The organism is Streptomyces sp. NPDC104106, assembly GCF_055584345.1.
This window is the reverse complement of sequence record NZ_JBVJMF010000004.1, coordinates 404830-428852: the sequence shown is the minus strand read 5'-3', so window position 1 is coordinate 428852 and position 24023 is coordinate 404830. Positions and strand designations below refer to the sequence as shown.

The 24023-nt window shown below is 69.6% G+C and carries 16 protein-coding genes and 6 pseudogenes; 7 read left to right on the top strand and 15 right to left on the bottom strand.

Going from position 1 to position 24023, the window contains the following annotated elements; genetic code table 11:
• Window positions 1-2 precede the first annotated feature (2 nt).
• Complete coding sequence (locus tag ACZ60X_RS12690; RefSeq protein ID WP_469596966.1) at window positions 3-2405, top strand: glycoside hydrolase family 65 protein; 2403 nt, start codon at window positions 3-5, stop codon at window positions 2403-2405.
• Window positions 2406-2839: 434 nt separating this feature from the next.
• Here the strand turns inward: ACZ60X_RS12690 and ACZ60X_RS12685 are convergent, their stop codons facing one another.
• Complete coding sequence (locus ACZ60X_RS12685; protein WP_469596963.1) at window positions 2840-4114, bottom strand: APC family permease; 1275 nt, start codon at window positions 4112-4114, stop codon at window positions 2840-2842.
• A 503-nt stretch (window positions 4115-4617) separates the two neighbouring features.
• Between ACZ60X_RS12685 and ACZ60X_RS12680 the strand changes: the two genes are divergently transcribed.
• A complete protein-coding gene (locus tag ACZ60X_RS12680; RefSeq protein ID WP_469596961.1) occupies window positions 4618-5895 on the top strand; it encodes a vanadium-dependent haloperoxidase in 1278 nt (425 codons plus the stop codon).
• 497 nt (window positions 5896-6392) lie between these two features.
• Here the strand turns inward: ACZ60X_RS12680 and ACZ60X_RS12675 are convergent, their stop codons facing one another.
• From ACZ60X_RS12675 to ACZ60X_RS12660, 4 genes are all read right to left on the bottom strand, one after another.
• The gene (locus ACZ60X_RS12675; RefSeq protein WP_469596957.1) at window positions 6393-6917 is read right to left on the bottom strand and encodes a sulfocyanin-like copper-binding protein; all 525 of its coding nucleotides are present in this window, start codon (window positions 6915-6917) and stop codon (window positions 6393-6395) included.
• A gap of 83 nt (window positions 6918-7000) precedes the next feature.
• A complete protein-coding gene (locus tag ACZ60X_RS12670; RefSeq protein ID WP_469596954.1) occupies window positions 7001-7279 on the bottom strand; it encodes an SHOCT domain-containing protein in 279 nt (92 codons plus the stop codon).
• A gap of 286 nt (window positions 7280-7565) precedes the next feature.
• Entirely contained in the window at window positions 7566-8444 is an 879-nt protein-coding gene (locus ACZ60X_RS12665) for a universal stress protein (RefSeq protein ID WP_469596951.1), read from the bottom strand.
• Window positions 8445-9060: 616 nt separating this feature from the next.
• The gene (locus tag ACZ60X_RS12660) at window positions 9061-10206 is read right to left on the bottom strand and encodes an acetate/propionate family kinase (protein ID WP_469596948.1); all 1146 of its coding nucleotides are present in this window, start codon (window positions 10204-10206) and stop codon (window positions 9061-9063) included.
• Window positions 10207-10838: 632 nt separating this feature from the next.
• Here ACZ60X_RS12660 and ACZ60X_RS12655 point away from each other — a divergent pair.
• Window positions 10839-11255, top strand: a complete 417-nt coding sequence (locus ACZ60X_RS12655) for a phosphate-starvation-inducible PsiE family protein (protein ID WP_469596945.1) — start codon at window positions 10839-10841, stop codon at window positions 11253-11255.
• Here the strand turns inward: ACZ60X_RS12655 and ACZ60X_RS12650 are convergent.
• From ACZ60X_RS12650 to ACZ60X_RS12640, 3 genes are all read right to left on the bottom strand, one after another.
• Window positions 11229-13403, bottom strand: coding sequence for an FUSC family protein (locus ACZ60X_RS12650; RefSeq protein ID WP_469596942.1), 2175 nt, complete (start codon window positions 13401-13403; stop codon window positions 11229-11231). The two genes, ACZ60X_RS12655 and ACZ60X_RS12650, sit on opposite strands and share 27 nt — an antisense overlap.
• A 317-nt stretch (window positions 13404-13720) precedes the next feature.
• Window positions 13721-14896: a glutathione-independent formaldehyde dehydrogenase gene (locus tag ACZ60X_RS12645; protein WP_469596939.1), complete on the bottom strand. Its 1176-nt coding sequence runs from the start codon at window positions 14894-14896 to the stop codon at window positions 13721-13723.
• Window positions 14897-15189: 293 nt separating this feature from the next.
• Window positions 15190-16308: a hypothetical protein gene (locus ACZ60X_RS12640; protein WP_469596936.1), complete on the bottom strand. Its 1119-nt coding sequence runs from the start codon at window positions 16306-16308 to the stop codon at window positions 15190-15192.
• 178 nt (window positions 16309-16486) lie between these two features.
• On the opposite strand from ACZ60X_RS12640, the pseudogene ACZ60X_RS12635 reads away from it, so the two are divergent.
• Window positions 16487-17790: pseudogene (locus ACZ60X_RS12635) on the top strand (excinuclease ABC subunit UvrA); the annotation flags it as partial.
• Between the two features lie 8 nt (window positions 17791-17798).
• On the opposite strand, the pseudogene ACZ60X_RS12630 reads toward ACZ60X_RS12635, so the two are convergent.
• The 4 genes and pseudogenes from ACZ60X_RS12630 to ACZ60X_RS12615 form a co-directional block, all read right to left on the bottom strand.
• Window positions 17799-18053, bottom strand: a pseudogene (locus ACZ60X_RS12630) (transposase); the annotation flags it as partial.
• Between the two features lie 167 nt (window positions 18054-18220).
• Window positions 18221-18835 carry an ABC-2 transporter permease gene (locus ACZ60X_RS12625; protein WP_469596933.1) on the bottom strand — a complete coding sequence of 205 codons (615 nt, stop codon included), beginning with the start codon at window positions 18833-18835 and terminating at the stop codon, window positions 18221-18223.
• The gene (locus ACZ60X_RS12620) at window positions 18832-19734 is read right to left on the bottom strand and encodes an ABC transporter ATP-binding protein (protein WP_469596931.1); all 903 of its coding nucleotides are present in this window, start codon (window positions 19732-19734) and stop codon (window positions 18832-18834) included. The genes ACZ60X_RS12625 and ACZ60X_RS12620 overlap by 4 nt, the downstream gene beginning before the upstream one ends.
• Before the next feature lie 18 nt (window positions 19735-19752).
• Complete coding sequence (locus tag ACZ60X_RS12615) at window positions 19753-20139, bottom strand: GntR family transcriptional regulator (protein ID WP_469596928.1); 387 nt, start codon at window positions 20137-20139, stop codon at window positions 19753-19755.
• 76 nt (window positions 20140-20215) lie between these two features.
• Between ACZ60X_RS12615 and ACZ60X_RS12610 the strand changes: the two are divergent.
• Together ACZ60X_RS12610 and ACZ60X_RS12605 are read left to right on the top strand one after the other, a co-directional pair.
• A pseudogene (locus tag ACZ60X_RS12610) lies at window positions 20216-20599 on the top strand (IS5/IS1182 family transposase); the annotation flags it as partial.
• A gap of 201 nt (window positions 20600-20800) precedes the next feature.
• A complete protein-coding gene (locus ACZ60X_RS12605; protein ID WP_469596926.1) occupies window positions 20801-21592 on the top strand; it encodes an IS5 family transposase in 792 nt (263 codons plus the stop codon).
• On the opposite strand, the pseudogene ACZ60X_RS12600 reads toward ACZ60X_RS12605, so the two are convergent.
• Both ACZ60X_RS12600 and ACZ60X_RS12595 read right to left on the bottom strand, forming a co-directional pair.
• Window positions 21549-22081, bottom strand: a pseudogene (locus tag ACZ60X_RS12600) (hypothetical protein). The gene ACZ60X_RS12605 and the pseudogene ACZ60X_RS12600 sit on opposite strands and share 44 nt — an antisense overlap.
• A gap of 379 nt (window positions 22082-22460) precedes the next feature.
• Window positions 22461-22910, bottom strand: coding sequence for a DUF1931 family protein (locus ACZ60X_RS12595; protein WP_469596923.1), 450 nt, complete (start codon window positions 22908-22910; stop codon window positions 22461-22463).
• 441 nt (window positions 22911-23351) lie between these two features.
• Between ACZ60X_RS12595 and ACZ60X_RS12590 the strand changes: the two are divergent.
• Window positions 23352-23552: pseudogene (locus ACZ60X_RS12590) on the top strand (transposase); the annotation flags it as partial.
• A gap of 32 nt (window positions 23553-23584) precedes the next feature.
• On the opposite strand, the pseudogene ACZ60X_RS12585 reads toward ACZ60X_RS12590, so the two are convergent.
• A pseudogene (locus tag ACZ60X_RS12585) lies at window positions 23585-23860 on the bottom strand (aldo/keto reductase); the annotation flags it as partial.
• Window positions 23861-24023 lie beyond the last annotated feature (163 nt).

Here is a 24023-nt window from a genome sequence, read left to right as displayed (position 1 = left end):
GGATGTCGGAGTGGACATGGGAGTGGACGGGTTACGACCCCGCCGCCGAGCAGCTGCGTGAGTCCCTCTGCACCTTGGGCAACGGCTACTTCGCCACACGCGGCGCGCTGCCGGAACGCCGGGCAGGCTTGGTGCACTACCCGGGCACCTACGCAGCGGGGTGCTACAACCGCCTGGAGTCGACCGTGGCGGGCCGGCAGGTCGTGAACGAAGACGTGGTCAACCTTCCCAACTGGCTCCTTCTCCGGTTCCGGGCCCGCCGCACGGACGGAACGTGGTGCGCGTGGTTCTCCCCCGGCACGCACACCCTCCTGGACCACCGGCACACACTGGATCTGCGCCGAGGCACACTCGCCCGGTCCTCCCGCCACCGGAACGACGAACTGGGTGTGCTCAGCGTCGAGCAGACCCGCCTGGTGCACATGGAGGACCCGCACCTGGCCGCACTGCGGACCGTACTCACGGCCGAGGACTGGTCCGGGCAGATCGAGATCGAAAGCTCTCTGGACGGCGATGTCATCAACGGCAATGTGCACCGCTATCGCGCCCTCGACCGCCACCACCTGAACCACGTGCGAACCGGTGCCCACGAGCCCCACACCATGTGGCTGAGCTGCCGCACCAGCACGTCGGACATCGCCGTCGCCCTGGCCGCCCGGACCACGGTCCGTGCGGACGAAGCTCCGAGGTCATCAGTGCTTCAGCCTGCCCGCCACCGCGCCGTCCACCGTCTGGTCGTCCCGATCACCCCCGGTAGGCCTGTCATCGTGGACAAGACGGTGGCAGTGCACACCTCACGGGACACAGCGATCAGCGATCCCCTCGGCGAAGCCGTCGACCGGGTGTCCGTGGCGGCGGACTTTCCGGTCTTGCTCGACTCCCATGCCGCAGCCTGGGAGCGGCTGTGGCGACGCACGGACGTACAGGTGCCCGGAGAGGCCGGCCGCATCCTGCGCTTCCATCTCTTCCACGTCCTGCAGACGCTGTCACCGCACACGGCGGAGCTGGATGTGGGCGTGCCTGCCCGGGGTCTGCACGGCGAGGCCTACCGGGGTCATGTGTTCTGGGACGAGCTCTTCGTCCTCCCTTATCTGAACCTGCACCTTCCGGAGGTGTCCCGGGCGCTGCTGAACTACCGCCACCGACGCCTCCCCCGGGCCTGCGCGGCGGCGAGCGCGGCAGGCCGGTCCGGGGCGATGTACCCGTGGCAGAGCGGCAGCAACGGGCGTGAGGAGTCCCAGGAGTGGCATCTCAACCCTGCCTCGGGCCGCTGGCTGCCGGACCACTCGCGCCTCCAGCACCACGTGGGTTCGGCGATCGCCTACAACGTCTGGCAGTACTGCGAGGCCACCGGTGACACGGAGTACCTGCACACGAAAGGCGCGGAGATGCTGCTGCAGATCGCCCGCTTCTGGGCGGACCTGGCAGTCTTCGACCATGACACGCGCCGCTACCGGATCCGCGGTGTCGTCGGCCCCGACGAGTACCACGACAGCTATCCCGGCGCGACGCGGCCCGGGCTGGACGACAACGCGTACACCAACGTCACGGCCGCCTGGGTCCTCACCCGCGCTCTGGAGCTCGTGCGGCGCCTTCCCGCATGGCGGCGCGAGGAACTGTTCCAACGGATCCGGCTGAGCACCGACGCGCTGCCGGAGTGGGAGGAGGTCTCCAGACGCCTGCGGGTGCCTTTCCACCAAGGCGTCATCAGCCAGTTCGAGGGCTACGACGACCTCACCGAACTCGACTGGGACGCCTACCGCGCCCGCTACGGCACCATCCGGCGGCTGGACCGCGTTCTTGAGGCCGAGGGCGACACGGTCAACCGGTACAAGGCGTCCAAGCAGGCCGATGTCCTCATGCTCGGTTACCTGTTCTCGCCCACGGAACTGCACGCTCTGTTCCGGCGTCTCGGATACCACCTGGACGACGAGATCTGGAGCAGGACCGTCGACTACTACCTCCAGCGCACCAGCCACGGCTCGACCCTCAGCGAACTCGTCCACGGCCTGGTCCTCGCCAGGGCCAGACGGGCCGACGCATGGCAGTACGTCCATGAAGCCCTGGAGGCGGACATCGCCGACATCCAGGGTGGCACCACGGGCGAGGGCATCCACCTCGGTGCCATGGCCGGAACCCTCGACCTGATCCAGCGCGGTCTGACGGGACTGGAGACACGCGAGGACGCCCTCTGGCTGGACCCGGTGCCTCTCCCGGCGCTGTCCGAGTACCGGTTCTCGCTCCGGTATCGCAATCACTGGGGTGTCGGCGTGCGCCGCCGAAGCGGGCAACTGGAGATCGCCGTACCCGACTCGGAAGAGTCGGCGATCCGCGTAGTGCTGGCCGACCGAGCAGTGACCATCGCCCCGGGGGAGACGTGCACACTCCTTCTGCCGCAGGACTGACACGGCGGTCGCCGGCATGCCGGCCGCCGGAGTTCGCCTGGAACTTGCCGGGCCGGGCGGGACGGAGACGACACTCACCGTGGACCACGTGCTCGCCGCCACCGGCTATCGCCTCGACCTGGACGCGGTCCCGTTCCTGTCGCCCGCGGTGCGCGCCACCCTGACCTGCGTCCGTGACTCGAAGGCACCCCAGCTAATCCGCATCGCTCGAGTCGTCGGTGCCGGGCCTGTACTTCACCGGTTCGCTCGCCGCCCCGACGTTCGACCCGATGATGCGGTTCGTGGCAGGGAAGGAGTTCGTCGCCAGGCGCATCGCCCGGCACGCGTCCCGGCTCTCTGTCCCCCGCTGAGCCGACGGTGCCGAGAGCGAGGCACACCCTACCGTCGGGCCGGCGAAGGGCGGGACCCCTCGTACAGTGTGCATGAGCCGGGCGTCACGACGCCTGTCGTACCGTGAGGCGCCGGCGTACCCCGTAGGCCGCCGCTCCGAGGGCGAGCACCGCCGCTCCCCACGCCACCGACGTAGCGGGCAGGGTGAAGGCCAGGACCAGGCAGCCGGCCAGCCCGAGCGCGGGGATGGTGCGCGGTGGTCGGTTCTCCTCCTGGGTCAGGGTCCAGGCGGAGGCGTTCGCCACGGCGTAGTAGGCGAGTACGCCGAAGGACGAGAAGCCGATCGCGCCGCGCACGTCCGTGGTGGCGGCAAGGATCACCACCACGGCGCCCACCACCAACTCCGCTCGATGGGGCACCTTGAACCGTGGATGCACGGCGGACAGGGCATGAGGCAGGTGATGGTCCCGGGACATGGCCAGAGTGGTCCGAGAGACGCCCAGGATCAGCGCGAGCAACGACCCGAGGGCCGCCACAGCCGCCCCGGCCCGGACCACCGGGACCAGCCCCGGCACCCCGGCCTGCCGTACTGCCTCGGCCAGCGGCGCACTCTCCCGTGCCAACCCGTCCGGGCCGAGGACGGCCAACACGGACACGGCGGCCGCCGCGTACACGACGAGCGTGATTGCCAGGGCCAGTGGAATAGCCCGAGGGATCGTCCGGGCCGGGTCCTTCACCTCTTCGCCCAGGGTGGCGATACGCGCGTACCCGGCGAAGGCGAAGAACAGAAGGCCGGCCGCCTGCAACACCCCGGTGACGGAGGCGTCCGGCCCGATGTCCAGCCGCACGGTCTGCGCTGCAGTGGACGTCAGGCAGGCCACCACCACGGCCGCCAGCACGGCCAGGACCACGGCGACGACCGCCCGAGTCAGCCACGCGGCCTTCTGCACACCCACGTAGTTGACGGCGGTCAGCGCCACCACGGCAGCCACCGCGACGGCGTGCGCCTGCTCCGGCCACACGTACGAGCCCACGGTGAGCGCCATCGCCGCGCACGAGGCGGTCTTGCCCACCACAAAGCCCCATCCGGCGAGATAGCCCCAGAACTCGCCGAGCCTCTCACGGCCGTACACGTACGTCCCACCGGACTGCGGATAGCGTGCTGCCAGCCGGGCCGAGGAGGTGGCGTTGCAGTAGGCCACGACAGCGGCGACGGCCAGCCCCACGAGCAGTCCCGAGCCCGCCGCCCGCGCGGCCGGCGCCAGGGCGGCGAAGACCCCCGCACCGATCATCGAGCCCAGCCCGATGACCACGGCATCGAAAACGCCCAGCCTCCGCTCCAGCACGGCGGCTCCACCGCCCTGCGACGCCTGACTCACCGTCCACCACCATCTGTCGACATCCGGAAGCGCGAGACGATACCTGTCGGAGATGAACAGCAGGTCGCACACGTCGTGGTCCTCGATTCCCGAAGTCCCGGTCGGAGTTGCCCTCGTCGCTCCCGGAGAATGTGGGACCCGAGTTTGTGACCGGGATGCCTGAGTTGCGGCGTGGATCGGGTCCCGGCAGTCTGTTGCTGGCGCTCGACCTCGATGACGTGAAGAGGTGATCGGGTTGCAGCACCATGCGCGCCCGGTCAGCCTTCCGAAACATTGGCGTGGGTGATGTGTGCCGCCTTATGAGCCGGTGCTTCTGCAACCGGCTGCGCGATCCCCCTCCCGCTCCGGAGCCGATGTGCGGAGTGTTTCTTTGTGACATGGGCTGCGCACTCACCGTTCGATCCGTGGTGTCCGCCGGCCATGTGGTCGGCCGTGACCCGGATGGGTGACGTGTACGGCAACGGTCGCCACGACCCGCCACCGACGACAAGGAGCCGCAGAGCATGGGTGGAAAGCAGAAGACACTCGTCATACTGGCCGGAATTGCGCTGGCGGCCGGACTCACCAGCCCCGCCTTCGGGGTCGGCGCCGCTCACTCGCCGGCCCTGCCCACCGCGGCGACGGGGACGGGCACGTCGGTCGTGGAATGGAACCGCGAGCTCATCGCCATCCTCAGTGATCCCGAGGCGCAGCCGGCCGGCGTCCAGCCCACCCGCAGCTTCGCGCTCCTCCAGGCCGCCCAGTACGACGCGGTGGTATCGATCACCCGGGCCGGCCCCGCCTACAAGTTCTCGGTGTCGGCGCCGCGAGGCGCTCGTGCCGATGCCGCGGCGGACCAGGCAGCCCACGATGTGCTGGTCGCCCTGTACCCGGCCGAACGCGCGAGCGTGGACCAGCGGCTGAGCAGCCAGTTGTCCGCGATTCCGGACGGCCCGGACAAACAGGCGGGCACGACGGTCGGAGCCGCGGTCGCCCGGCGGCTGATCAGCCTTCGGTCGAACGACGGATCATCGACGAAGCCGCCGCTGTTCCGCTCCGGCGACAAGGCCGGTGACTACCGGCGCACCCCTCCCGACTTCCCGGCACCGGTGTTCACCGACTGGGGCTCGGTCAAACCCTTCGTGCTGACCGGCAAAGACCAGTTCCGCCCGGCGGCACCGCCAGCCGTGAGCAGCGCCGCGTACGCCACCGCCTTGAACGAGGTCAAGAGCCTGGGGAGCAAGACCAGTACCACCCGCACCCCCGATCAGACCGCGTCCGCGAAGTTCTGGGCGGCGGCGCCCGTCTGGAACGTCTGGAACCAGATCGCCCAGAACCTGGTCACCTCCACGAACGCGAACCTGGAGACCGCGGCCAAGGTCTTCGCCCGCCTCGACCTGTCCCTCGCCGACACCACCATCGCCCTGTACGACGCCAAGTACGCCTATCGCATATGGCGGCCCGTCACCGCCATCCGACTCGGCGGCACACACTACAACCCCCGCATCGTCGGCGATCACCACTGGACCTCCCTGTTGACGACCGCCCCGGACCCCTCGTATCCCAGCGCTCACGCCGCCCTCAGCCAGGCGGCGGCAACGACGCTCACCGGGTTCTACGGCGCGCGGCACCATCTCGCGGTGACATCGAAGGGCGCCACCCGAACCTATGCCGGCTTCCAGGAGGCGGCCACCGAAGCGTGGCTCAGCCGCATCTGGGCCGGCCAGCACACTTCGATCGACAACGACGCGGGCCGACAACTCGGCACCCGGGTAGCCGACTTCGTGGCAGGTCACCTCTGACCGTCCGCACCGAGCGATATTCATGCGCAACACAGCGGCGGCCAGAAGCCAGTGGCAGCGGGAGCATCGGCACCACTGGCACGGCCACGCTGCAGAAAGGAACGCCTGGCCGGTCCGAATCAGTCGGGGCGGGACGCGGAGAAGGGAGCGCAACAGTGGCCAAAGGCAGTGGTCGCGCACTCCGGAGAGAACGGCGCGGCCCGCTCGCCGGCCGGTCCAGAACCCGACCTGCGAACCCCGGCGATGGTATCGACTGCGGCGCAGACCACGACGCGCGGCAGGGGCACGTGGGGACCGGTCCGGGCAGCGGAGCGCACGACAACCCGGCTGGCATCAGCAAGGTGTCGCCGGGCAGGAAGAAGTCGAAGTCCCCGCTCCGGCCGCCGTTCCAGCTCGCATGGCCCTGCCGCCCGTCGGACCGGGACAGCGACTTCCCGCTGAATCCGGCGACGATCGGGAACCCTCCACGGCAGACCCCTACCGCCGGTATGGGCTACTCACCGAGTGACGTCCAGTTCGGTGTACATCCCGGCCGTGTAGTGACCCGGGATGTTGCAGAGCAGCTCATAGCGGCCGGGCCGCAGCGTCACCGTGGTCCAGGCCGCCGCACCGGAGGCGATGCCCTCTCCGGCCCCACTGCCACAGGTGCGGGACGCCTCACCGAGACTGCCCGCCTCCGGTACCCGGCCGTCGGAACCGATGGCACGGTCTCCGGCTGCCTGGCCCGCCGCCAGCGGCAACACGATCACCTTGTGCGTGAGGCTTCCGGCGTTGACCACCCGCACTGTCACCCTTCCCGCCGGAACCGTCCTGGGGTGCGCCACCAGACGCATCATGCCCATGCCGTACCAACCGGGGTGGCCGTTGTCCGGCGCGGGCCGGTTCGGGCCTCTCATCATGCGTCCCGTGTCCCAAACGGTCACGTCGACCGCGCTGCCTTTCGCGGCCGGTGCAGTGCAGCGTGTGCTCTGCGCGCGCCAGGGCGTCGGCCCCGTCCTGTGGAAGGCGCCGGACGCGGCCATCAGACCCGTCGTGGCGACGCCCAACACCAAGGCTGCGGCGGCAACGGCGACCGCCGACCAGACTCTTCGGCGACGATGCGGGTTCATCGGTGCTCCCGAAGCACCGCGAGCCGACGTTTGTACTCGTCCTCGTCGATTTCTCCGCGCGCGTACCGCTCGGCGAGCAGGCTCTCGGCCCGTCGGTCCTGCCACCCGCCCTCGCCGGGCGGTGGTGCCGAGCCGGGCTGCTGATGGTGACGGGCACCGGCGAGGTAGCGCACGAGTGCGATGACCCCGACGATCAGGACGGCCCAGAGCAGCACCATGAACACCGTCATGACGATCCAGCCGCCCCAGCCCCATCCACCGTCGTACCACATCATGCCGATCACTTCCCTGGGCTGATTGCTCCAGCGCTACCAGCATGGATCGGTGAGACCTCAGTCGATCTGGGCCACAGTTCCCGGACGCAGGGCCGGAGGACCCAACGCCCCGTCCGGCTCCGCCGTCCCCGGTTGCGCGGAGGACCTTGCGGAGCACGACGTGCCGCCCAGGCGGTTCGAGCCGGGGCTTCGTCGTCGACGTCACCCACTCCACAGCCGCCGTCGCCGGCGGCTGGCTCTTTGGACCGGTGCTGACGTCGAAGGCCTGACGAACGGGTGGCGCCGGTCACTCCTTGCCCCGGACCACCGCGACGGAGCAGTGCGCGTGATGCAGCAGGGCCTGGCTGACCGAGCCGAGCAGCAGGCCGGTGAAACCGCCGCGTCCGCGCGCGCCCGCCACGACCAGCTGTGCGTCGTGACTCGCTTCGATCAGCGCCGGGCGGATCCGGGAGCGCACCAGGCGCCGCTCCACCGTGACCTGGGGGTAGCGCGTCTGCCACGGAGACAGCGTGTCGTCCAGCAGCCGTTGTTCCTTTCCCCGGAGCCGGTCGACGTCGACCACCATGTTCAGCGGGTCGCCCGGTCCCTCGCAGGCCCGTTCGCTCCAGGTGTGCCACACGTGCAGGGCCAGCAGGTCCGCACCGCGCATCGACGCTTCGGCAAAGGCGAACTCGACGGCTCGCTCACCTGCCGGGGAACCGTCCACCGCCAGCAGTACGGGTCCGGTCGATTTCGGACTACCCCGTACCACCAGCACCGGGCAATGGCCGTATGCGGCCAGATGCACGGCGGTGGAACCGAGGAGCAGGCTGCCGAACGCGCCCAGCCCGCGGCTGCCCACCACGACGAGCGAGGCGGTGCGCGACTCGATCTCCAGCACCATCAGTGGCTCGCCGACGGCGACCTCTCGTGTGATGTCCACACGCGGCGCGATCGCGCGTGCCCGCTGCTCGGCCTCGGCCAGCGTGCCGTCCACCAGCTCGCGCACGCCCGCCCTGGCAGGATCCCAGGGCGGGCCACCAGGCAGTGGATGGATCGAGGGCCACCCGAAGGCGTGCACCAGCCGCAGGCCGACCCCACTCAGTACCGCCTCGTGTGCCGCCGTCTCGACCGCGTCCAGGCTGGCCGGTGAGCCGTCGACTCCCACTACGACCGGTTTCGCCATGTCGCGCCTCCTCGCCAGGCCGGCTCTGCAGCGGCTTGCCCGGCCCTCGTTCATCCTCCGCCACTGTGCCGCGCAGTGCATGGGACCCGATGGGCCGTCCGGCAATTCATGTGTGAGGTCCCGCCAGTCGCCGACGGGTATGTCCCAGTGGGCCAGTCGCTGGCGTCGGCGCGCAAAGTCGATCCGAATCTCCCCTGTTCGATTTCGCGCGCGATCGCCTCCGCTGCCTCCTGGAACTGAGCCCACGCCGCGTCGGGGCAGCGGCCCCGCAGCTGCGCGAGAGACGACCGCACGACGCTTGGGGGCATATCCAGGATGTGCGGTGCGCGCCCGAACGATGCCGACGTAGGACTACGAGTGGAAGCCTCGTGTGACCAGCGCCGGGATGCCGAGGACGGCGAGCAAGTCGGTGACCATGCGGCTCAGGATGTCCTAATTGGCGTTGAAAGGGCGGTACGGAGCTCTGATGGGGCCATTGGCCCTCGAGCCTCGTGACCGAGACAGGGGGCGGCGTACAGGACCAGACGTAGCCGCTCCTCCGTGCTGTCCAGGTACAGGAGGCCGGATGTTGGCGCGGGCCAGGTAAGTGTGGATGTGCCGGCAGTTGCCTTGGCAGTCACATGCCGCCGAGCACCCGTCGGGTCTCGGCGGCGATCTGCTGCGTCTCGCCGGTTGCGACCACGAGGACCGGGACACCTCTCACCACCTGATCGATGCGCCTGTGGCCTTCCCGCATCAAATCTTGCAGTTCGGGAACGAGCAGCCCGCCTCGTACACCGAGAACAGTCAGGGCCGAGCAGATCTCCTCGCGTACCTCGGGTTGGTCTGTGCCGATCTCCCCGGTGAAGACCAGGGCGTCCAGCCGATCCAGCGAGGCGGCCATCGAAGCGACGCCCCTGCGGCAGCTGAGTGTGAACGTCGCCAGCGCCAACGCGGCCGCGGCATCACCCTCCGCGCGGGCGCGCACCAGGTCCCGGGTGTCTCCCGAGGTACCGGAGAGGCCGAGCAGACCGGAATGCCGGTGGAGTGTGTCATCCAATTCGTCCGTGCTCAGACCGTGCCGCCGCTGCAGCCACAGCAGCGCGCCGGGGTCGAGGCTGCCGCTGCGCCGACTCATCACCAGGCCTTCCAGCGGAGTGAGGCCCATGGTGGTGTCCACGCTGCGTCCGTTCCGGACGGCGCAGGCCGAGCAGCCGCCGCCCATGTGCACGAGCACGACCTGGAGGTTGTCGACGGGTCGGCCCAGGGCCTGCGCCGTCCTCTGCAGTGCCCACGAGTAGGAAAGCCCGTGGAAGCCGTACCGGCGCAGCCCGTATTCGGCTCGCCATCGCTCCGGCACGGCGTACGTGCGCGCCTGTGCCGGCAAATCCTTGTGAAAGACAGTGTCGAAGCAGGCGATATGAGGAACGTCGGGCAGGAGTTCTCGTGCGGCATCGACTACATGCAAGGCAGGGGTCACGTGCAACGGCGCGAGATCGGCGACGTCCGCCAGCAGAGCCCGTACGCGTGCGTCGATCAGCGTATGTCCAGTCAGGTGCGGGCCGCTGTGGACGATGCGGTGACCAACCGCCGCGGGAGCGGGCACCTCGCTGAGGAAGTTCCGCAGTTCCGCCGCCGCAGCAGGCCCCGGGGGCTCCGAGGCGTCTCGATCCGCCACCCGTTCACCGTCCGCCGCGAACAGAGCGATGTGAAGGCTCGAAGAGCCAGCATCGAGGACCAGTACGTGACCCTCACGGCTCTCGCGGGAGCGATCAGCACTCATCACACACCTCCAGTGCACTCGCGTCCTCCGGCACGGTGCGCCCGCCACGGAGTGCGACCCCGCGCTCAGGGTCGGCCTCGGTGCGGACCGGGTCGTGCTCCGCCCGCCTCGGCAAGTCGGTGAGGAAGACACTGACGTCCCAGTCGCCGTCCTCCAGGCGGGTGCCGACGTTCCGGCCACGTGGGACACGTCGACCTTCTCGTTCGCCGCCAGGGGCGCGGTCGGTGTCCGTCTGCCAGCGGATGCCCCTGGCGGTGCGATGGTGCGGTTCTCCCGGAGGCCGGAGGCGAGGTCCCGGGCCGGATCGGAGGGCAGACCCCGGGCCGGCGCCAGGACGGGCCGCAGGTTCCTGCCGTTCGTGTCGGGCTGCCTCATAACCCTTGTCCTGCCGCCTGGTAGGCCTCGGTGATGTCGCGCCTCGCCGCTTCCCCCAGGCTGCCACCACAGGGAGGGATCCGCTCGTCCGCCCGTTCGGCAGCACGCCGCGCCTGCGGGACAGGGCACCCCTAGCGTGCTGAATGTGCGACCCATTCTCCCGAAGATCGAGGGCGGCCGGGTACAGGGCCTCCTACAGCTCATGGAGGACGGCATCCACCTCGTCGTCGCTGCGCTCCTCGTACTGCTCGCGGGGGATGCTGACCGTCGGGGTCGTCCATGACGTCATCCGGTCGGTCCAGGGGCCGTACCGCGAGGAAACGCTCGTTCTCTCCGCCCTGGACGGCAGCTTGGTGCTGTTCATCGTGGCCGAGCTGCTCCACACCGTCCGCCTCACCATAAGGAACCAGACCCTCGACGCGGAGCCCTTCCTCGCCGTCGGCCTGATTGCCGGCATCCGCAGGGTGCTCATCGTGACGGCCGAGGCGGAGAAGTCCTTCCGGTGGAACGTCGAGGGGATCGAACTGCTCATCCTGGCGGGGCTGATCCTCGTGATGGCGACAGCGGTGTACGTGTGGCGGCGCTCGACGCGGCCGGGAGACCACTTCCCGCTCCAGGAAGCGGGGCGCTCCCCGTCGCCGACTTCGTCACCCACTCCGGTGCGCGGCTCCTGATCCGTCGCCCTCCGCCGCCGCGGCCGCCCGCACTCGCTGCTCCTCGCGAGCAGAGCCGACGTCCCGTTCCAGGGGTGTGCGGCTCACGGCCGTCGCGAGGTCCTCCAAGGCTTGCTTCTGCAGTTCCGCCTCGCGCCGCACGATCGGGCTCCCATCGCCGGCGGCGCCCTCCCACGCGTGGAGCGCCTCCTCCACGCGCCCCCAGTCGGGATTCCTGTGCTCGCGCACGTCGGCTGCCGCCTGCGCGGTGTCCGCCTCCAGGGCGTCGGCGAACCGCTCCGCCTCGGGGACGACACGGCTGTCGGCCCGCGGGACGTGGCTCTCCATGAGCATCGCCGCGCGGCCGAACCCCTTGAGCGCCTCCTGCGCCTCCTGCGCCTCGCGCGACGTCAGCCCCCTGGGGCGGACCGGTTCTTGCCTTGCCCGGTCGTATGCCTCCTGCCAGGCGGCACGTGCCTCCCTGCTCGCCAGCAGTGCCCTGCGCATGTCGGCGTGATGCTCCCGGGTCGGTTCGGCGTAGTCGCGGAGCACCGCGGCCGCATAGCGGCCGTTGGCTGCGAGCCAGTCCGCAAGCCGCCCCCGCAGCCGTGGTGTCTCCCATGCGGGGAACACCACGTACGCCAGCATCGCCAGGGCCCCGCCGAGCAGGGTGAGCACCACCCGCTCCGGGACCGTCTGCTCCCACGCCTGGCCGCCCATGCCGAGCAGGAAGACGACGTACGCGGCGGTGAAGCACTGGGAGTAGGCGTAGCCGGTACGGATCAGCGTGTACGACAGGCCCGCCGAGACCACCGCCAGCGCGCCGGACACATGGGCATCCGGGCCCAGGGCCCGCACCATGCCGGTGGCGAGCGCGACCCCCGCCAGGGTCCCGGCGAGACGGGCCACCGCACGCGCGTACGTCCGGTGGAAGTCCGGCCGCATCACCATCACCGAGGCGATGGGCGCCCAGTAGCCGTGGCCCAGGGGGAGCCGGGCGGCGATCAGATAGCCGAGCGTGGCCACCGCCGCCAGGCGGACGGCGTGCCGGAACACGGGCGAGTCCCGGCGGAGCTCACGGCGGACCGCCCGGAGGACGACCGGGACCAGCCGGAACATCGTCGGGCGCACCAGGAACTGGGCGCCCGCGGGGCCGGGCAGCGTGGGCGTCCTCCCGCGCGCGCCACCACTCCCGGCGATCTCCAACGCCTCGCCGAGCAGTTCCACGAGCCGCTCGGCGGCCTGCCTCGCGGGGCCCTCCAGTACCTCGTGCTCCTCGTCGACGCGCAGGACGTCCGTGCTCCCGGGCCGCACCTCGGCGGGAGTGCCGCGGCGGATCGAACGGGCGGCCGCATCCAGGACGTCGGCGGCCGCGTCGAGCAACTCCCGCGCGCGGTCCCGCCCGGGGCCCTCCGCCGGGGCGCCCACGTCCGGGTCGGCGAGCGCCGCGACCACCGGCCGGATGCGCTCGGCGAGTCCCCGGGGGCCGTGCAGGACGGGGGGACGGGTGCGGGCCTGTGACGGCGTCACGGCAGCCGCGTCCCGGGCCGTCATCAACGGCTCCGGGTCGAACGGGGCGGTCGGGTCGTGCCGCAACCGGCGGGCGTAGTCCGCCACGGCGGCCAGGGCGTCGGCAAGCGCGTCACGATGCGCTCCCCAACGCCGGATCGGGAACAGCAGGATCAGCACGGCCTGGGTCACGCCCCCGAGTGCGATGACCCCGGCGTGCTCCAGGGCTCGCCCGATGCTCGTGGGCAGGGTGATGGTCACCAGCATGCTGCCCACGGTCGTCGCTGCGACGATCCCAGCAGTCGATCCGACGGCCCACGCCATTCCCGCGGCAAAGGCCCATACGGCCAGCAGCGGCAGGAACGTCACGAAGCGCCCCGCCGCCAGGTAGCCCACGAAGGTGCTGAGCGCCAGACCCGCGCCCGCGCCGAGCGCGACCACCTTGCGTGGACGCCAGCTGCGCTGGAAGGTGGCCCCACCCGCGGAATAGGCACCGAGGGCGGCGGACGCGGCATACGCAGGGGAGACCAGCCACAGTGTCGGCCCGATGACGATCGCCACCCCAGCGGCCGCACGCAGCGCGAGCAGGGGCTCCAGCCGCGTCTCCTCGATCGTGAGCCCGGATCGCACGACCTCCCCGAAGGCCCGCAGCCACGTCACGGGTGTTCGCCTGGCCGGAATGCCCCGCCGGGTCGCGTCGGCCTGCTTGAGGTGCGGCAGCCGTCGGGCAAGGAAGCCTCCCACAGGGCCCGCTAACTGGCTGGCGGCCGCAGCGGCTGGACTGGGTGCTGCCCCTGCGGACACTGCCGAGCGTCCGCCGTCCGTCCTCCAGGCCGGAGCGCAGTCAATCGTCGTTGGTCCAGGTCCGGCCGGAGCGCGGCGATTGCCCCCAGCCCCGTCCGGCGGACGGGCAGATCGCCACCCGTCCCCCGGACCGGTCCAGGGGAAACAGGGGGCACGGCGGCCTTCGGGTTTCCTTACCGCTTGTGGCCGTTCCCGTGTCCGTTGGGATGCAGGACGACCTTGGTCCAGCCCTCGTCACGGGCGTCGAAGTGCTCGTAGGCGGTGGGGGCCTCGTCCAGGCTGAGCTCGTGGGAGACGACGAAGCTCGGCTTCGCCTTCCCGCCGGCGATCAGGTCCCGCAGCGCCCGGTTGTACTTTTTCACCGGAGCCTGCCCGGTCCCCATGCGCTGGCCCTTGAACCACATCATGCCGAAGTCGATCGGGACCTTGCCCTGAGCTTCCAGCTCGCCCTGGGCCTCCGCGCCGCCGGGGTCCTGTGGCAGGAAAACGCCCACCACGCCGATGTCGCCCGTGAACCTGACCGAGTCGATCAGTCCGTTGAGCGTGAGGCTGGCGTCCTCGTGTCCCTGGGGATCGTGTGCCTGGTAGCCGACACATTCGCAGCCGTTGTCGGCGCCCAGACCGAGGGTGGCCTCCTTGACGACCTCCGCCGCGTTCTGCTCGGCGGTGTTGATCGGGATGGCCCCGATCTCCTCCGCCTTGCGCAGCCGGTCGGGCTGGTGGTCGGCCGTCCAGACGCGGCCGGCGCCCTTGAGGAGGGCGGAATAGGTAGCCATCAGCCCGACGGGACCGGCCCCGAAGACGATGGTCTGGTCGCCCGGCTTGACGTGGGCCATCTCGGTGGCGTGATAGCCGGTGGGGAAGATGTCGGCGAGCATCACGTAGTCGGTCTGCCGCTCGTCGGCGTCCTCGCCCAGACGCAGCGCGTTGAAGTCGCCGTAGGGCACGCGCAGCAGCTCCGCCTGGCCGCCCTGGTAGGGGCCCATGTCGGCGAATCCGTAGGCGGCTCCGGCGAGGGCCGGTTCCGGCTGCATGGTCAGGCAGTAGTTGGTCAGACCCTGCTCGCACTGCTTGCAGAAGCCGCAGGCGATGTTGAAGGGCAGGACCACATACTCGCCCACCTGCACCTTGCGGACGGCCGAGCCGACCTCCACGACCTGGCCCATGTTCTCGTGTCCCAGGGTGCGGCCGGTCTCGAACGACGTGCGGCCCTCGTACATGTGCAGGTCCGAACCGCAGATGTTGGTGGTGGTGATCTTGACGATGATGTCGCAGGGGTGTTCGATCTTCGCGTCCGGCACGTCCTTCACTGTGACCGTTCGCGGTCCTTCGTATACCGCTGCCTTCATGATGGCTTCCCTTGATGTCGCGGCATGGCGGTGATGGAGAGGGCGCAAAGAGCCTGACTCTCGGAAGTACCGACGGGGTCCGTGGCTCCGCCCGCCTCTGCGGGCCGTTCACCTGGATCAGATGGAACGGTCATTTGCCGCCGGCCCCCGGGCGGAGCTTCGGCGCTCCGACAGCGTGCCGTGCGGGTCCCCGTCGACCCCCCGGACGAAACAACCACGCACCGGCCGATCAGCGAAATCTCCGGACCCGGACGACCACCAACCGACGGCACACCTCCGACTGAGGTCACCCGCTAGTCACCGCGGTCGTCCTGCAGCACGCTGCGACGCTCCTGTTCGCGCTTGGAGTAGGCGGCTGCCCGGATCGCCTCATCGCTCTCCAGGCCCGATCCCAGCGCGCCGCCCACCGTGGCGACCGAAGCGACGAACCAGGACAGCGTCCAGTACTCCGTGGCGTGCAGCGGCGTCCGTGTCGTGGAAGCGAACAGCCGGTCGTTGAGGATGAACAGCGCCCACACCAGGTTGATGACCACCAAACCCGCGTAGCAGACGATCACCCCGATACCCACGGTCACGACCGTCGAGGCGTTGTAGAGAGCCGCCCTCTTCCTCGCCTCCGGCGAGACCTCATCTGTTCGATGCCACAGGTTCGCGTCCACGATCAGCCAGCCTGTCATGAGAGCGACAGACCCGACCATGGCGATCACCAGACGTGGCGTGCTCAGGGAGGTGGCCAGGTTCCAGATGGTGGAGTTCACGGTGGCGACCGCTCCCGTGGCGAGTGCGGCCGCCAGGGCTTTCGACAAGCCCGGCACCAAGCGCCACGGCCGGTTGGCGCGGACCATACCACCGAGCACCCTCAGGTATCCGCGCGGCCCACTGACGACGTACCTCAGATCGGCGATCTCCTCCTCACCGATCTGGCCTGGATGGACGGTCGCGAGACGACCGATGAAGGGCCCCCACAGCGGCTGACTTCCCAAAGGCCCCTCAGGCCCAGCCTGCAGGCCCGCCAAGCTGAGCACGGCTTCTTCCACGGCCTGCCGGGCCTTGGTCTGCAGCCGGAAGCCCCCCAGCGTGGGAAGAGACAGCAGCGCCAAGCCGTGTTCGTGACTCAGATCCACCACGAGCTCGCGCCCATGTGAGTGCAGCGGAAGATCGGTGAGGGCCACGACGATGTCCCAGTTCCCCTCACTTCCGCGGTCCATGATCCGGCGCGTCAACGTGGACAGGTCCTCGGTCCCTGTGGTGAAGGGCTCACTGACCACCTCGACGTCGAACCGTCGTCCCTCGCCCGACCTGTCGGCGAGCCGAGCAGGCAGCAGCTGGGCCATGCGCTGCGCGATCTCCGTCGGCGTATCCGGATCCGCCAGAAGAGCAACGACCGTAGTGTCCTGCGATGACTCCCGCATGACCGGACCCTTCCAGTCGGCTGACCCGGCGCTCACCAGTGCCCAGGATGTCCTCCATGTAACGCCGACACCGCCTGACACGCTGGCCCCTGCCAATACCATCGGGCCTTACCTGGGAGCGGGGCCCGGTGACGGTGCCTATCGCGCGGTTCGCGGCGCGATCAGGTAATCAGGAACGGTGAACAAGGACGCGACCGACCCCTTCGTGCATGTCCGGGGCGCCGCTGAGAACAACCTGCGGAACATCGGTGTCGACGTTCCGCGGGACGCGATGGTCGCCTTCACCGGCGTCTCCGGCTCGTGGCAAGTCCTCGCTCGCGTTCGGCACGCTCTACTCGGAGGCCCAGCGGCGCTACTTCGAGTCCGTGGCACCGTACGCCCGAAGACTGTTGCAACAGGTCGGCGCACCGCACGTGCAGGAGATCACCGGACTGCCACCGGCCGTGGCCCTGCAGCAGCGACGCGGGTCGCCCAGCTCGCGCTCGACGGTCGGCACCATCACCACACTGTCCAATCTGCTGCGCATGCTGTACTCCCGCGCCGGCACCTATCCGCCCGGCGCCGCACGGCTGGAAGCCGAGTCGTTCTCACTCAACACCGCGGCCGGCGCCTGCCCGGAGTGCCACGGACTGGGCGTCGTGCACGACGTCGCCGAGCACCTGCTCGTCCCGGACCCCTCGCTGAGCATCCGCGAGGGGGCGATCGCCGCTTGGCCGGGTGCCTGGCAGGGCGCCAACCTGCGCAGTGTCGTGAGCGGCCTGGGGATCGACATCGACCGGCCGTGGCGCAGGCTCAGGAAGAAGGGCCGGGACTGGCTGCTGTACGGACGAACAGCCCTCCGTGTACATCGAGCCGGAGGAGGATCCCGTCGACAACGGCTACCAGGGCAAATTCTGGAGCGCCCGCAAGCACGTCATGCACGTCCTCGCCGACTCCAAGAGCGAGAAGATGCGCGAACGGGCGCTCCGGTTCGTCAGGAGTGTGCCCTGCCCCGCCTGTCACGGCAGCGGACTGCGGCCCGAGGCGCTCGCCGTGACCTTCGCCGGACGTTCCATCGCCGAGATCAACGCGATGCCGCTCACCGAGGTCGTGGCGCTGCTGCGGCCCGTCGCGGCGCGCTCCGAGGCCGACGCCACCACGTCGACCGCCCGATCCGGGGAGACGACCGAGGTCGCGGTCCGGATCTGCGGCGATGTGGTCGCGCGGGTCGACGTACTGCTCGACCTGGGCCTCGGATATCTCAGCCTCGGGCGCCGCTCGACGACCCTGTCGCCCGGCGAGGCGCAGCGCCTGCGGATCGCCACCCAGCTGCGCTCGGGGCTGTTCGGCGTCGTCTACGTCCTCGACGAGCCCTCCGCGGGCCTGCACCCGGCTGATGCGGAACCGCTCCTTGACGTGCTGGACCGCCTCAAGGGGGCGGGCAACTCGCTGTTCATCGTGGAGCACGACATGGACGTCGTACGGCGGGCGGACTGGGTGGTCGGCACGGCTTCGGAAATCCCTTGGTCAGCCCACTCCTTGACGCGTCGACGGATCGTTCGGTCGGAGCACCCAGGGGTGGAGATCCGCTCGTAGCCCGAGCCGTGGACCAAGGCGAGCACCATATGTTCGAAGACGGTCCGGTCGGGCACCCGGCGGCGGTGGCAGCCAAGGGGGTGGTTCGTGGCGAACTCTTCCCGGACGGGCAGGAGCGCGGCGAACTGGTCCCAGACGGGGTCGAGCAGGCAAGATGGCAGCGCGGGCACGGTTGTCCTTCGCGGTCGCAGAGCGTCGAGAACTCCATGATTACGTAGATCCGTGCCCGTTCTGCTGCCCGCCCAACTCTCCGGTTCCCATTACCGGTTGGTCTTGATAGGCGATTCACAGGAAGGCGAAACGGGCGGCCCCAGTCACAGGAAAAGCACGAGTCGTGCTACGCCCGTGGCCTTGGCACATGCGTCGCCAGGGCCGCGGACGTCACTATTGCGGCTGCGCCGGCCACCCAGAGAAGCGGCAGCCAGACCTGGATCGAGGCGATGGTCAGGTGCAGCCGGTAGACGGCCAGCATGACCAGTGCCAGTGGCATGGTGGTGCCCAGGACGTTGATGCGGGCGTACCCGAACCGGATCAGCAGCGGGAACTGGATCGCGATGTTGACGGCGAACAGGGCCCAGGACAGGGTCAGCATCGTCACCAGGGTGCGACCGCCGAACTGTACGCCCTCGGCCCGCGCGAGGAGAACGGTAAGCGCCGTACCTGCGGTAACGGTCGCGATAAAACTTGCCAGCGCCCAGGCGTAGTGCCCGAGCAGCACCGTGCGGCGGGGCAGGGGCAGGACGGCGTACAGCGTCTCCAGGCCTGCCTTGTCGGCGACCACGAAGGGGTGGACGGCGATCAACGGGGCGAGCAGCAGCGCGAGTGCCGGTACGAGACCGACGGGGCTGCGGGCGAGCACCAGGACCATCAGGCCGAACACCAGCAGGCCCTGGGTCCGGTACGGCGCGACGGTACGCAGGTGCAGCACGGCCATACGGGCGACGGCGCTCATGCAGTCGCCCCGCTTCGGCCGTTCCACGTTGCTGCCGGCTTCATCGGCGGCGATCCGATGTGGATGGCGATCTCCTCCAGGGTGGGCGCCTCGACGAGGACGCCCCTGCCGAGAAGGTCGGCTTCCTCGGTGCGAACGAGCGCTTCCGCCCCGGTTGGCGTCCGCCTGACGCCGATCAGCTCGACGCCGACGAGGTCGCTCAGATCGTCAGGGCCGCCCCGCACCACCCGATATGCCTCCAGGATCTCGTCCTTGGGGCCGGTCCGGACGATGCGGCCGCCATGGATGAGCGTCACGTAGTCGCCGATGCGGTCCAGGTCGGAGGTGATGTGTGTGGAGAACAGGACGCTGTGCCCCTCGTCGAGCAGGAAGTCCCCGATGATGCCGACGAGTTCGTCCCGGGCGACGGGGTCCAGGCCACTGGTCGGCTCGTCGAAGACGAGCAGCCGCGCCCGGTGCGACAGCGCAACGGCGATCATGAGCTTCATCGCCATGCCGCGGGACAGGTCCTTGACCTTCGCCCGCAGATCCAGGCCGAACTCCTCGAGCAACTGCCGATAACGCATGCCGTCCCAACGGTCGTAGAAGGGGCGCAGCGTCCGTTCGACCTCAGCCAGCCGCCAGTCACCCACGAGGTAGGTGTGGTCGAGCACCACCCCGACGTCCTGGCGCAGCTCGACCGGGCCGGGTACCCGGTGGCCGAGCAGCTCGATCTCGCCGGTCTCGATCCCGCGCATGCCCAGCAGGCAGCGGATCGTCGTCGTCTTGCCAGCGCCGTTCGCGCCGATGAGGCCCATGACGTAGCCGGTCGGCAGCTCGAAGCTCACATCGCGCAACGCGAAGCCGTTGCCCACCACGGAACTCACGCCCCGCAGGGCGAATGCGAGATCACTGTGCACTGACGGATCCTCCTGATCTCAGGCGTGCTCGTGCTCGGCCTGCATCAGCCCGTCCAGGATCTCGATGAGATCCTCGCGGTCGAGGCCGGCCCGCCGGGCGGCGTCCAGGGCGGTCTGCATGCCTTCCTCCACCTGGCGCAGCAGTTGCTCGCGCACAAGCGCCGAGTCCAGCGGCAGGACGTAGGCACCCTTGCCCGGGACCGTGGCGATGAACCCCTCGGCGGCCAGCTCGGCGTAGGCACGGGTGATGGTGATGATGCTGATCCGCAGATCACGAGCGAGGGCCCGGACGGAAGGCAGGGCGCTGTCCTCGGCGAGTTCCCCCGACAGGATGGCCGCGCCGATCTGCTCTTTGATCTGCTGATAGAGCGGCACACCGCTGCTGTTGGACAACACCACCCGCACGACGACCCTCCATTCCTCCCCGAGTGTACATAGGCATTATATACAGTCGGAACGGTAGTTACGCAATTGGGCCGCTAGGTGTTCCACCCCTGGGTGCTCCGACCGAACGATCCGTCGACGCGTCATGGAGTGGGCTGAACAAGGGATTTCCGAAGCCGTGCATGCCCTCGCACTTCAGACATACGACCGCGTGATCGGCCTGGAACTCTCCGAGATATCCGTGGACGGCTGTATCACCAAGGCCCCGTGCGGCGGCGAGCACGCAGGCCGGTCCCCGGTGGACCGCGGGAAGCAGGGGCTGAAGCGCTCGATCGCCGCCGACATCCACGGCGTCCCGCTCGGCCTGGTCGCGGCCGGGGCCAACGGCCACGACTCGCCCCTGCTCGGCCCGACCCTCCAGGCCGCCATGGGACAGGTCGGCCCCCTGCCCAACGACGTGAACGTCAACCTCGACCGGGGCGCTGGCCGCGGGCATGAGAACAGGGCCTCTTGGTAGCTCGGGGTTGCGAAGCCAACCGAGATCCGGGAGACCCTGTTGCCGCAGTCGTGCGTGCTCGCGCCGGTGGAGTTCAACTCGGCTGCACCGACGTGTGATTGTGTCGCTCACCGGTTCGGGAACGCGGCCGATCATCCGGAACGTGTTCGGCGGTATCCCTCGGACATGACGGACGCGGAGTGGGCCGTGGCCCGGCCGCTGCTGCCGGTGCCGGGCTGGCTGCGTGGCCGGGGCGGCCAGCCGGAGGCGTACGGCCACCGGGCAATACTCGATGCGATCCGGTATCTCGTGGACAACGGGATCAAGTGGCGGGCGATGCCCGCCGACTTCCCGCCGTGGGACCGGGTCTATGCGTTCTTCCGCCGCTGGCGTGACCATGGCCTGGTCAGGGAGTTCCACGACCGGCTGCGCGGACAGGTCCGCGAGAAGCTGGGCCGTGATGCGGAGCCGACGGCCGCGGTGATCGACTCGCAGTCCATCAAGGCGGATGCCGTCGTTGGATCGGGCAGCCGTGGCTTCGACGGCGGCAAACTCATCAACGGGCGCAAGCGGCATGTCGTGGTCGACACGCTCGGCCTTCTGCCGGGCGTGATGGTCACCGCCGCGGACACCGGCGACCGCATCGCCGCCCAGGTGCTGCTCGGGCAGGTCGCCGACATGCACCACCGGCTGGAGCTGGTCTGGGCCGACGGCGGCTACACCGACAGCCTCGTCGAGCACTGCCTGGCCGCGTTCGCGCTGGTTCTGGCGATCGTGAAACGCAGCGACGACATATGCGGCTTCGTGGTGCTGCCCAAGCGGTGGATCGTCGAGCGTCTCTTCGCCCACCTGATGCGAAGCCGCCGCCTGGTCCGCGACTTCGAGCGCCGCACCACCAGCGCCGAAGCGGTGATCTACTGGTCGATGACCGGGCTCATGACCCGCCGCCTGGCCCCGCCACACCGCGGGCGAGAGTGAACCGGCCCGGCGCCGGCTCGGCCAGCCACGCGCGACCAGGCGTTTCGCCTTCGACCGCAGCGCCTCCACCCGAGCCGGCACCACGTCCATGCCGAACCCGGCTGCCATCTCCTGGCAGGTCAGCGGCCCTTGGCCGAGCCGCCCCCGGTCCGCGAGCGCCTTCAGGATGCGCTGGTAGTCCGCCGACAGCACCGACCAGGCAAGCCCCTGTCGCCACACCGGCACCTGCGTCTTCGGCTTCGCCGCATCCCGGACCGTCGACGGCGCGACATCATTCTGCGGATCCGCGTTGTCCTCGGCCTCAGCGGTATCGGCGTCGTCCTAAGCCAGCACCGTATCGACCCGCCTGCGGGCGATCATCCACTCCTGCCACTCCTGCTCGGCCGTGGCCAGCTCGGCCTGGACACGGTCGACCTCCTCCCGCAGCTCGTCCACGCGTCGGCGAGCAGCAAGCTCATGCTGTTCCAGCAGTCCAACGACCGACGGCATCCGCGACCTCCCGGAGAGCGGCGACACGACGGGCCACAGCTCCCACGGAATCACCGGCCCTATGCCTGACCAGCTAAAACGCCGCCTTCAGGTTCGGAACGACAACGGCTTCTTAGGACGCGAGCGGTTGGAACACCCGGCGGGGCCTGTCCGCATCCCATTTTCCGGACCGGACGTGCAAGGCCCGAAGGTGCCCCGAGTGCATGGCTGCGCGCGGTCAGTAAAAGCTGCCGTCCGTCCAGCCGTCGTCGCGGGCGCCGAAATACTGGCGTCCGTGTATCCGTCCGCTGCCTTGTTGAGTACGAGTTCGTGGGAGATGATCCGGGGCGGCTCGACCTTCCCGGCCTGAGGCGAGCCGGCGCCATGCACCGGGGCGCGACTACAGCAGCCGGTCGAACACCGCTGTAACGCCCTCCCAGTGACTGGTCTGCGGGTTCTTGACATCCGGATACATGATTTTGAACGTCTCGGCGAGAGCGACGCTGAGACCGCCGATGATCTCGGGGTAGCGCTCTTCGGCCTCCTGGGTGGGTGTCCTGTCGAGGGGAGGGTGTGCGGCCAGCTGTTCCAGGATCGGCTTCAGCTCGACCTCCTCGTCGAGTCGCCGGAACCGGTGGATGCTCTCCTGGAGGCCCTTGGTGATCGGTAGATCCCACGGTTCGACGGTGTCCCTGCCGTTGGCCTTGGCCGACGCCTGGCCGACGACCAGGAGGTCGTAGAGCTTGGCGTCGACGAAATCGCCGTACCGCTTCAGGTCGTTCCTGTCCACGTCGAGGTTTGCGGCGGCGCGGAAGAACCTCTCGAACTTCGACACACCCATCACGGTCATGCCCCTCGCCTCCTCACCGGGAACGGACGGCGCCGTTCGCTCCCGCCCGCGCCGCTATCGGCTGTTACCCGGTCGAGATTCGCAGAGCCCCCTGCTGAGCGCCTCCGCACTCCAGGCCGAAAAAGGGCGCCCCCTCTTCCCCTGGCAGAGCAGCATGAAGTGCGCAGGCATCCCTCGGCCGGCCGTACGGCCGGCTAGGTGCAAAGGTCGGGCTGAAGAGCGGGCAGCGGCGGCCGTTCTTCTCCGGACTGGGAGGCGTCTCGTGAGATACCGGCGACTGAGCTGCCCCTCTGGTCCGCCAAGCCATGGACGTGTTTCCGGCGAAACGCTCTGCGCGAAGCTGGGCGAACCGCTCCCCGCATGAGCGGGCAAGGTAGGGCACGGCCTCTTGGGTGCCCTGCGAACGTGAGCGTGCGGACCTGGTGCGCCCGGGACCCAGGGCGCACAGGGCGCCACGCGCTCATGTCCGCGGAGGCCGAGGCCCTCTGCAATGCCGAATACGAGCAGGTCAGCGACGAATGCGTCAATCATCGTAACGGCTATCGCCCGCTCGAGTGGGACACGTGGGCCAGGACGATCGGGCTGGCCGTCCACAAGCCGCGCCAGAGCAGTTGCTTCCCGCACTGGCTGCTGGAGAGGCGTTGCGGGGGGGGCGGGTCACCCTGGCAACCCCTTCAAAGCATCTCCAGGGGCGTGGGCCCGTTGGGCGGCGCGAACGCCTCGTCGAGGGCGCCGAGCGCCTCGGTGGGAAGGTGGAGGTCCAGCGCGCCGCGGTTCTCCCGAACGTGGTCGGGTGATCCGGAACGCGGGATCGCGGCCACCCCCTGTTCCAGCACCCAGGCCAGTGCCACTTGGGCCGGCGTGGCTCCGAGGGCCCGGGCCACGGCACCCAAAGCGTCGCCCTTCAGTAGCCGCCCCTGCTCGATCGGGGAGTAGGCCATGACCGTCACCCCGGCAACTCCAGGTCCACGGTCTCCGGGGTGCACAGCACCAGCGCCGGGCACACGGCCATGGCGAAGCGTGAAGATCGCCTGGGCGGTGATCAGGGTGCGGGAAGCCACTCGGCGGCGGCTCCGGCGACCAGGGGCCCTGAGGCCAGGCCGCCGAGGTGTG